The sequence below is a fragment of the Streptomyces sp. BRA346 genome (assembly GCF_052851135.1).
Genome location: NZ_JAIWIH010000088.1, coordinates 1 through 10,163 on the forward strand (window position 1 = coordinate 1; position 10,163 = coordinate 10,163).

Genomic DNA, 10,163 nt, shown 5'->3' on the forward strand with positions numbered 1-10,163 from the left:
CGGCTGCACCACGTCGACACGGTCCAGCGAGGGCGCGTCCGGCGCCTGCCGCACCACATCCAGCAGGCTCCAGTCCACGAATCCGGAAAGCGCCGCAGCACACTCCGTCATCCGGTCGGCGAACACCGGCGAGGCATCCAGCAACTCCACCGCCATCCCCGCCCACTGCGAACCCTGACCGGGGAAGACGAACACCACCCGCTCACCAGCGCCCGCAGCCGCGCCCGTGACCAGCCCGGGGGCCTCCTCACCCCGCGCCACAGCGCGGAGTCCATCGAGGAGTTCGTCGCGCGTGCCACCGGTCACGACCGCACGGTTCTCCAGCACCGCACGCCCGGACGCCAGAGACCAGCCCACATCCACCGGCGACAACTCCGCGTCCCCGGCGACATGAGCCAGCAACCGCGCCGCTTGACCGCGCAACGCCTCCGCGCCACGGCCCGACACCACCCACGGCACCGCCACGGGCGCGACGTCGGCCGTCTCCGCCGACTCCGTCTCGGGCGCCTGCTCCAGGATCACGTGCGCGTTCGTCCCGCTCACCCCGAACGACGACACACCCGCACGCCGCGGACGGCCCTCGGCCTCCGGCCACTCCCGCACCTCCGTCAGCAGCTCCACCGCGCCCGCCGACCAGTCCACCTTCGAGGACGGCTCGTCCACGTGCAGGGTCCGCGGCAACACCCCATGCCGCATCGCCTGCACCATCTTGATGACACCGGCGACGCCCGCCGCCGCCTGCGCATGCCCGATGTTGGACTTCAGCGAACCCAGCCACAGCGGCTGCCCCTCGGCACGCCCCTGCCCGTACGTGGCCAGCAGCGCCTGCGCCTCGATGGGGTCGCCCAACGTCGTCCCCGTACCGTGCGCCTCGACCGCGTCCACATCCGCAGCCGCCACACCCGCATTCGCCAGCGCCGCCCGGACCACGCGCTGTTGCGAGGGGCCGTTCGGCGCCGTCAGGCCGCTGCTGGCGCCGTCCTGGTTCACCGCGGAGCCCCGTACCACCGCAAGCACCCGATGGCCGTTCGCCCGCGCGTCCGAGAGGCGCTCCAGGAGCAGCATCCCCACGCCCTCGGCCCATCCGGCGCCGTCCGCCGCGTCCGAGAACGACTTGCAGCGGCCGTCCGGCGACAGGGCCCGCTGGCGGCTGAACTCCACGTAGATGGTGGGTGAGGACATCACCGTGACGCCACCGGCCAGGGCCAGGGTGCATTCCCCGGAGCGCAGCGAGCGGATCGCCAGGTGCAGCGCGACCAGCGAGGACGAACAGGCGGTGTCCACCGTGATCGCGGGGCCTTCGAAGCCGAAGGTGTAGGAGATCCGCCCGGAGGCGACGCTGCCCGCGCTGCCGTTGCCGATGTGTCCTTCGAAGCCCTCGGGGGCCGTCCCCAAGCGAGAGGCGTAGTCGTTGTACATCACGCCCGCGAAGACACCGGTCCGGCTGCCCCGCAGCGACCTCGGGTCGACGCTCGCCCGCTCCATCGCCTCCCACGACGTCTCCAGCAGCAGCCGCTGCTGGGGGTCGGTGGCCAGCGCCTCGCGGGGCGACATTCCGAAGAAGTCCGGGTCGAACTCGGCCGCGTCGTAGAGGAAACCGCCCTCCCGGGCGTACGTCTTGCCCTGCCGGTCCGGGTCCGGGTCGTACAGGTCCTCCGCGTCCCAGCCACGGTCCGGCGGGAAGTCCGAGACCGCGTCGGTGCCGCTCGCGACCAGGTCCCACAGCTCCTCGGGGGAACGGACACCACCGGGGAAGCGGCAGCCCATCCCCACGATCGCGATGGGCTCGGACTCCTTGGCCTCCATTTCGTCGAGGCGGCGGCGGGCCTGGCGGAGGTCGGTGGTCGCCAGTTTGAGGTAGGTGCGGAGTTTTTCCTCGTTGGACATGCGAATCAGCTCCCCGTAAATGACATGCGAAAGAAAACGGCCGGATTCCGTGGTGGTCGGGTCAGGATTTCCTCAGCTCGTTTTCCAGGGCGCTGAACAGCTCGTCGTCCGAGGCCAGGTCGAGATCGCCCTCTTCGTTGTCGTCCTGCGGTGTCGACGCCCCTCCCGCATCGCCCAGCTTCGCCAGGAACGACTTCATGCGCACCATGATTTCCATGCGCCTGACCTCGTTCGAGGCGATGGCCGTCAGCGCGTTCTCCAGCCGGTCCAGCTCCGCGGCGGCGGTGGCCGCGGCCTGGTCCGCCGCCTCGTCCGCGTCCCCGTCGAGCGGCAGTTCGGCGCGGACGTGGGTGGCGAGCGCGGCGGGGGTGGGGTAGTCGAAGATGAGGGTGACGGGCAGGCGCAGCCCGGTCGCCGCCATCAGCCGGTTGCGGAATTCGACCGCCATGAGCGAGTCGAATCCGAGGTCCACGAATCCGCGGCCGGGCTCGACGGTGGACGTCGTGGCGTGGCCGAGGGTGTTCGCGGCGTGGGTCCGCACCAGCTCCAGCAGGGTGCGCTTGCGCTCGGGTTCGTCCAGCCCGGCCAGCTGCCGCTTCAGGGCGGACACGCCCTCCGGGCCCGGCCCCGATCCCGACCCCGATCCGTTCCCTGCGGACACGGTGCGCCGGGCGGGCAGGCGCACCAGGCCGCGCATCATGGCGGGGATGGCGGCCGGGTCCGCCGGGCGGCTGAGCGCGGCGCGGTCGAACCGGATGGGCAGGAGGGCGGCGTCGTCCAGGTGCTGGGCGGTGTCGAGCAGTTCGAGGGCCTGGTCGGTGGGCAGCGGAATCATGCCGCCGCGTACCAGGCGCCGGATGTCGGTTTCGGTGAGGTCGCCGGTCAGGCCGCTGATCTGGGCCCAGAAACCCCAGCCCAGGGACACCGCCGGGAGGCCCTGCGCCCGCCGGTGCTGGGCGAGTGCGTCGAGGAAGGCGTTGGCGGCGGCGTAGTTCGCCTGGCCGAGGCTGCCGAAGGTGGCGGACGCGGACGAGAACAGCACGAACGCGGACAGGTCCATCTCCCGCGTCAGCTCGTCCAGGTGGACCGCCGCGTCGAGCTTGGGCCGCAGCACGGTGTCGAGGCGTTCGGGCGTGAGGGACGCGACGATGCCGTCGTCCAGCGTGCCCGCGGCGTGGACCACCGCGGACAGCGGACGCTCCGACGGAATGCCCGCCAGCAGCCCGGCCAGCGCGTCGCGGTCGGCCACGTCGCAGGCCACGACCTGGGGCCGCGCGCCGAGTTCCGCCAGCTCCGCGGCCAGGGCGTCGGCGCCCGGAGCCGCGGGGCCACTGCGGCTCACCAGCAGCAGGTGCCGTACGCCGTGCTCCACCACCAGGTGGCGGGCCACCAGCCCGCCCAGGGTGCCGGTGGCGCCGGTGACGAGGACGGTGCCCGTGCCGAACGCGGCGGCCGACTGCGCATCGGCCGTGGACTCCGAAGCGGACTCCGCAGCGGATACGGGCGCCGATACGCGGGTCAGGCGCGGTACGCGCACCTCGCCCGCCCGCAGCGCCAGCTGCGGTTCGTCCTGCCCCGCCGCCCACGCCAGCGCGCCCGGCAGCGCCTCCCAGGAGACCTCCGCGCCATCGGTGTCCAGCAGGACGAACCGGCCGGGGTTCTCCGTCTGCGCCGACCGCAGCAGCCCCCACACCGGAGCCGCCGCCAGATCGGCCACGTCCTCGCCCGGCCGGGCCGCCACCGCGCCCGACGTCACCAGCACCAACCGCGACCCGGCCGACGCGAACCGCTCATCCGCCAGCCACGCCTGCACGACGTCCAGCGCCCGGTGCAGCGCGTTCCGCACGGCCGCGGCCGTGCCCCCGTCGCCGGTCCCGGTACCGCAGTCGGTCAGCACGAACGGCGGCAGCGTGTCGCCGTCGGCGACGGCAGCGCCGAGCGCCTCGAGATCGCCGTACGGCTTACCCACGGCAAGGTCCGGGCTCAGGGCGGAGGCCATGCCGAGCGCGTCGTCGCCCACGATGGCCCAGGGGCCGGAGCCGCCGGGCTCGTGCGCCGACGGGCGGGCGGACGCCTCCCAGGCGACCCGGAACAGCGCGTCGTGGAGCCCTCCCCGGGTGCGGAGGGCGCTCTCCAGCTGCTCGGTGTCCACCGGCCGCATGACCAGCGATTCCACCGAGGCCACCGGACGGCCCGTGGTGTCCGCCAGCGTCAGCGACACCGCGTCCGTGCTCGCCGCGGGCGACACCGTCACGCGCAGCGCCGTCGCCCCGGCCGCGTGCAGGGACACGCCGCGCCACGCGAACGGCAGCCGGACCGCCGGTGTGGTGGCGCCGTCCTGCGGCGGCCGCGCGCCACCGGCGCCCAGCCCCACCGCGTGCAGCGCCGCGTCGAGCAGCGCGGGGTGCACGCCGAAACGGGTCCCGGCGGCCTGCTGGTCCTCGTCCAGCGCGACCTCGGCGAACACCGCGTCGCCGCGCCGCCACGCCGCCCGCAGCCCGCGGAAGGCCGGGCCGTACCGGTACCCGGCGGCGCCCAAATCCTCGTACAGGTCACCGCACTCGACCGGGGTCGCCCCCTCCGGAGGCCATGCGGCCGGCTCGGGACCGCGCGCCTGCGCACCGGCCGGGAGCGCACCAGCGGCGAGCACACCGGTGGCGTGGCAGGTCCACTCGTCGCCGTGCGGTGCGTCCTCCGGCCGCGAATGGACGCTCACCTCGCGCCGTCCGGAGTCGTCCAGCCCGCCGACCGTCACCCGCAGGCAGACCGCGTCGGCCTCGGGCAGCACCAGCGGGGCGTGCAGCGTCAGCTCCTCGACCACGTCGCAGCCGACCTCGTCACCGGCCCGGACCGCGAGTTCCACGAAGCCGGTGCCGGGCAGCAGCACCACGTCGCCCACCGCGTGGTCGGCCAGCCAGGCGTGCGTACGCGTCGACAGCCGACCCGTGAACACCACGCCCGACGCGTCCGGCAGTTCCACGGCCGCCCCCAGCAGCGGGTGTTCGGCCGATGCCACGCCCAGGCCCGATACGGCGGCCTCGCCGCCACCGTAGGCCGCGTCCAGCCAGTAGCGGCGCCGCTGGAAGGCGTACGTCGGCAGCTCCACCCGGGACGCGCCCGTGCCCGTGAACACCCGGGGCCAGTCGACGTCCACGCCGTGCACCCACGCCTCGGACAGCGACGCCACCATCCGGTCCAGCCCGCCGTCGTCCCGCCGCAGCGTGCTCACCACCGTGGGGGCGGGCCGCTCCGGGTCCTCCAGGGTTTCCAGGACCCCCATCGTCAGGATCGGGTGGGGGCTCACCTCGACGAACACTCCGTGTCCGTCGTCCGCCAGGGCCCGGACGGTCTCCTCGAACCGCACCGGCCGGCGCAGGTTCCGGTACCAGTACCCGGCGTCCAGCTCGGCGGTGTTGAGCGGAGCGGCCGTCACGGTGGAGTAGAACGGCACCTCGGCGGCCCGCAGCTCCACCCCGGCCAGGATCTCCGCCAACTCGCCTTCCAGCGACTCGACATGGGCCGAGTGCGCGGAGAAGTCCACCCCGGGGACGTTCCACCGCATCACCCCGGCCTTCGCCAGCACGGCGCCCAGCTCCTGCAAGGCGTCCGCGTCACCCGAGACCACGACCGCCTTGGGGCCGTTCACCGCGGCGATGGAGATCCGGTCGCCGAACGGCTCGATCCGCTCGCGCACCCAGTCCTGCGACGCCACGATCGACAGCATCCCGCCACGACCGGCGATCGCCAGCAGCGCACGGCTGCGCAGCGCCACCACGCGGATCGCGTCCTCCAGCGAAAGGACACCCGCCACACACGCGGCGGCCACCTCGCCCTGCGAGTGGCCCACGACCGCGGACGGCTCGACACCGTACGAACGCCACACCGCGGCCAGCGACACCATCACCGAGAACAGCACCGGCTGCACCACGTCCACGCGTGCCAACGCCGTCTCGTCGTCGAGCGCGTCCCGCAGCGACCAGTCGACCAGGCCACTCAGCAGCCGTTCGCACTCCTCCATCCGAGCCGCGAACACCGGCGACGACTCCCACAGGCCCCGGGCCATGCCCGCCCACTGCGAGCCCTGGCCGGGGAACACGAACACCACCCGGCCGCCGCTACCGGTCTCATCGGGGCCGGTGGCCACGCCCGGTGCCGCCTCGCCGCGCGCCAACGCGCCCAACCCGTCGATGAGTTCGGCGCGCGTGCCACCGGTCACCACGGCGCGGTGCTCCAGCGCCGCCCGGCCCGACGCCAGCGACCAGCCCACGTCCACCGGCGAAAGACCGGCGTCGCCCTCGACCCGGGCCAGCAGCCGGGCCGCCTGCTCGCGCAGGGCCGCCGCACCGTGCCCGGACACCACCCACGGCACGGCGGGCAGCTCGACGGTCGGGGCCGCCTCCGGTACGCCGCCCTCGCCCGCTTCCGCCTCCGCGTCCGGCTCCGGGGCCTGTTCGAGGATGATGTGCGCGTTGGTCCCGCTCACCCCGAACGAGGACACCCCCGCCCGGCGCGGACGCCCCTCGGCCTCCGGCCACTCCCGCGCTTCCGTCAGCAGCTCCACCGCACCCGACGACCAGTCCACCTTCGTGGACGGCTCGTTCGCGTGCAGGGTGCTCGGCAGCACACCGTGGCGCAGCGCCAGGACCATCTTGATGACACCGGCCGCGCCCGCGGCGGCCTGCGTGTGACCGATGTGGGACTTCACCGACCCCAGCCACAGCGGCCGGTCCGCCGGGCGCCCCTGTCCGTACGTGGCCAGCAGCGCGTCCGCCTCGATCGGGTCGCCCAGCGTGGTGCCCGTGCCGTGCGCCTCGACCGCGTCCACGTCGGCGGCGAGCACCTGGGCGTTGGCGAGCGCGGCCCGGATCACCCGCTGCTGGGACGGGCCGTTCGGCGCGGTCAGACCGTTGGACGCACCGTCCTGGTTCACCGCTGAACCCCGTACCACCGCCAGCACCTCGTGGCCGTTGCGGCGCGCGTCCGACAGCCGCTCCAGCAGCAGCACCGCCACGCCCTCGCCCCAGCCCATGCCGTCGGCCGCGTCGGAGAACGCCTTCGAGCGCCCGTCCGCGGCGAGCCCGCGCTGACGGCTGAACTCCACGAACGCCACCGGAGTGGACAGCACGGCCACACCCCCGGCCACGGCCAGCGAGCACTCCCGGCGGCGCAGCGCGTGCACCGCCTCGTGCAGGGCGACCAGCGACGACGAGCAGGCGGTGTCCACCGTCACCGCGGGCCCTTCCAGGCCGAGGACGTACGAGAGGCGCCCCGAGAGCACCGCGCCCGAACCGCCGGTGACCACGTAACCGGCCACGTCCTCGGGCACCGCCTCGGGGGGCGGGCCGTAGTGGGAGGGCGTGCCGCCGACGAACACCCCCGTGCGGCTGCCCTTCAGCGACGACGGGTCGATTCCGGCGCGCTCGACCAGTTCCCACGACGCCTCGAGGATGAGCCGCTGCTGCGGGTCCATGGCGAGGGCCTCACGCGGCGAAATCCCGAAGAGGTCCGCGTCGAATTCGGCGGCATCGTGAACGAAGCTGCCTTCCTTCACATAGCTGGTGCCCGGCTTTCCCGATTCCCGGTCGGGGTCGTACAGCGCGTCGATGTCCCAGCCCCGGTCGGTGGGAAATGCGGATACGGCGTCGGTACCGCTGGACAGCAGCCGCCACAGCCCCTCCGGCGAGTCGGCACCCCCGGGAAGACGGCAGTTCACGGCCACGATCGCGATGGGTTCGCGCTCGGCCGCCTCCTGCTCCTGGAGGCGCGCCCGCGTCTTGTGCAGGTCGGCCGTCACCCACTTGAGATATTCCCGGAGCTTGTCTTCGTTCCCCGTCATGATTTACCGAACTCCCGGTTGATGAAGTCGAATATCTCGTTGTCCGTCGCCGTATCCAGCTGTTCCTCCACGGCCGGTCCCTCGTCCGGCGCGGCGCCGCCCGGAAGGGTGTCGTCCGGGGCGTCGCCCAGCCGCGACAGGAGCAGCTGGAGCCGCGAGGTGATGGCGGTCCGGGTGTCCTCGTCCTCCGGGAGGATCGAGAACACCGCCGCCTCCAGCCTGTCGAGCTCCGCGATCGCGGACTCCCCGCTGCCGACCGCGCCTCCGACGAGCTGTGCCCGCAGGTGGGCGGCGAGGTCGGCGGGGGTCGGATGGTCGAAGACGAGCGCCGCGGGAAGCCGCAGCCCGGTGGCGCCTTGCAGCCGGTTGCGCAGCTCGACGGCGGTGAGCGAGTCGAAGCCCAGGTCCTTGAAGGCCCGGTCCTCGCCCACCGTGTCCGTTCCGTCGTGGCGCAGTACGGCGGCGGCGTGGGAGCGCACCAGGTCGAGCAGGGTGCGCCCGCGCTCGGCCTCCGTCATCGCCGTGAGCCGCGCGGCCAGCGACCCGGCCCCGTCGGCACCGTCGATCCCGTCGGCGTCGGGGGTGTTCGCCGCCGTGCCCTCCTGGAGCGCCTGGCGCACCTCGGGCAGGTCGTGCAGCAGCGGCCGCGGCCGAGCGGCGGTGAAGGCGGGGGCGAAGCGCGCCCAGTCCACGTCGGCGACCACGGCGCACGTCTCGTCGTGGTCCAGGGCCAGCTGGAGCGCCTCCATCGCCAGCTGCGGGTCCATCGACAGGACGCCGAGCCGGGTCATGTGCTCCTCCGCCCCGCTGTCCGTCAGCATGCCCGCACCGGCCCACGCGCCCCACGCGACGGACGTCGCGGGCAGCCCCCGGGAGCGGCGGCGCTGCGCCAGCGCGTCCAGGTGGGCGTTGGCCGCGCCGTACGCACCCTGGCCACCGGCGCCCCAGACACCGGCGTTCGAGGAGAACAGCACGAAGGCGTCCAGGTCCTCACCGGCCAACAGCTCGTCGAGGTGGACGGCGCCCGACACCTTGCCCGACGCGGCCTCGGCGAGCGTGGCGACATCCGTCGCGTCGAGGCTCGCGTTCGGCGCCACACCTGCCGTGTGCACCACCGACCGCACGGGAGAACCGTCGGCCCGCAACTCCTCCAGCAGCGTGGCGAGCGCCGCGCGGTCCGCGACATCGCACGCGGCCACCGTCACCCTGGCGCCCATCGCGGTCAGCTCGTCCCGCAGCTCACCGGCGCCCGGAGAGTCCAGGCCACGGCGGCTGGTCAGGACGAGATGGTCGGCGCCGCGCCGCGCCATCCAGCGCGCCACGTGCCCGCCCAGCGCACCGGTCCCGCCGGTGATCAGGACCGTGCCCTGCGGCTTCCAGTCCCGTACGGCCCGTACGTCCCCGAGCGGCGCGTGCACCAGCCGCCGCGCGAACACGCCCGTGGCGCGCAGCGCGACCTGGTCCTCGACGCCCTCCGCGGCCCCGGCCGGTGTGTCCGGCGCCTTGACACCCCCGGTCAGTACGCCGCGCAGCCGCGTCAGCGTGCGGGCGTCGGGCGCCTCCGGCAGGTCGGCCAATCCGCCCCAGCGCTGCGGGTGTTCCAGGCCGACGATCCTGCCCAGACCCCAGATCTGCGCCTGCGCCGCGCTGACGGCGGTGCCGTTGCCGTCCGGGCGGCCCGTGGCCACCGCGCCCCGCGTGGCCAGCCACAGCGGTGCGTCCCCGTCGATGTCACCCAGCGCCTGCACCAGCCGCAACGTGGCCGCCAGGCCACGCGGCACCACGGGATGCAGCGGATGCGGGTCCTCGTCCAGCGCGAGCAGCGACAGTACGCCGCTGATGTCACCGTGGCGGGCGCGGGCCTCGGCGAGTTGGGCGGCCAGCCCGGCGCGGTCGCCGTCGGCCGCGTCCCAGACGAGCGGGACGACCGTCCCTCCGCCGTGGGACAACGTCTGGGATGCGGAGGTCGCCCACGGGTCCTCCGCGTGCCCGGAGGGGACCACCAGCAGCCACGTTCCGGCAGTGGGCACCTCGTCCGTCAACGCGCCCTCCGGCACCTGCTTCCAGGCGACCCGGTATCGCCAACCGTCGACGGTGGACCGGGTACGACGCTGCCGGCGCCACGACGAGAGGGTGGGCAGCAGCTCACCCAGCGACGACTGCTGCGCCTCGCCCTCGACGTCGAGGGTCGATGCGAGCGACTCCAGGTCGCCGCTCTCGACCGCCTCCCAGAAGCGCTCCTCGACCTGATCGGCAGGCAGGGTGGCTGCCCGGCTCGCCGCGGTGGCGGGGGCGTCGAGCCAGTAGCGGCGGCGCTGGAAGGCGTATGTGGGCAGGTCCGCGCGCGAGGCGCCCGTGTCCGCGAAGGCCCGCGTCCAGTCGACGTCCACGCCCTGGACCCACAGCTCCGCGAGCGAGGTCAGGAACCGGTCCAGGCCGC

Annotated in this window: 3 protein-coding genes; all 3 read right to left on the reverse strand. The window is 74.1% G+C overall.

From position 1 onward, the window contains the following. Window positions 1-1,887 (reverse strand): type I polyketide synthase (locus LCH29_RS43195; protein ID WP_446467163.1); only part of this gene is annotated, 1,887 nt, incomplete at its 3' end. A 61-nt stretch (window positions 1,888-1,948) separates the two neighbouring features. Beyond that, window positions 1,949-7,723, reverse strand: coding sequence for an SDR family NAD(P)-dependent oxidoreductase (locus LCH29_RS43200; RefSeq protein ID WP_446467164.1), 5,775 nt, complete (start codon window positions 7,721-7,723; stop codon window positions 1,949-1,951). Beyond that, the coding region (locus LCH29_RS43205) for an SDR family NAD(P)-dependent oxidoreductase (RefSeq protein WP_446467165.1) at window positions 7,720-10,163 on the reverse strand (2,444 nt) is incomplete at its 5' end. The genes LCH29_RS43200 and LCH29_RS43205, both read right to left, overlap by 4 nt.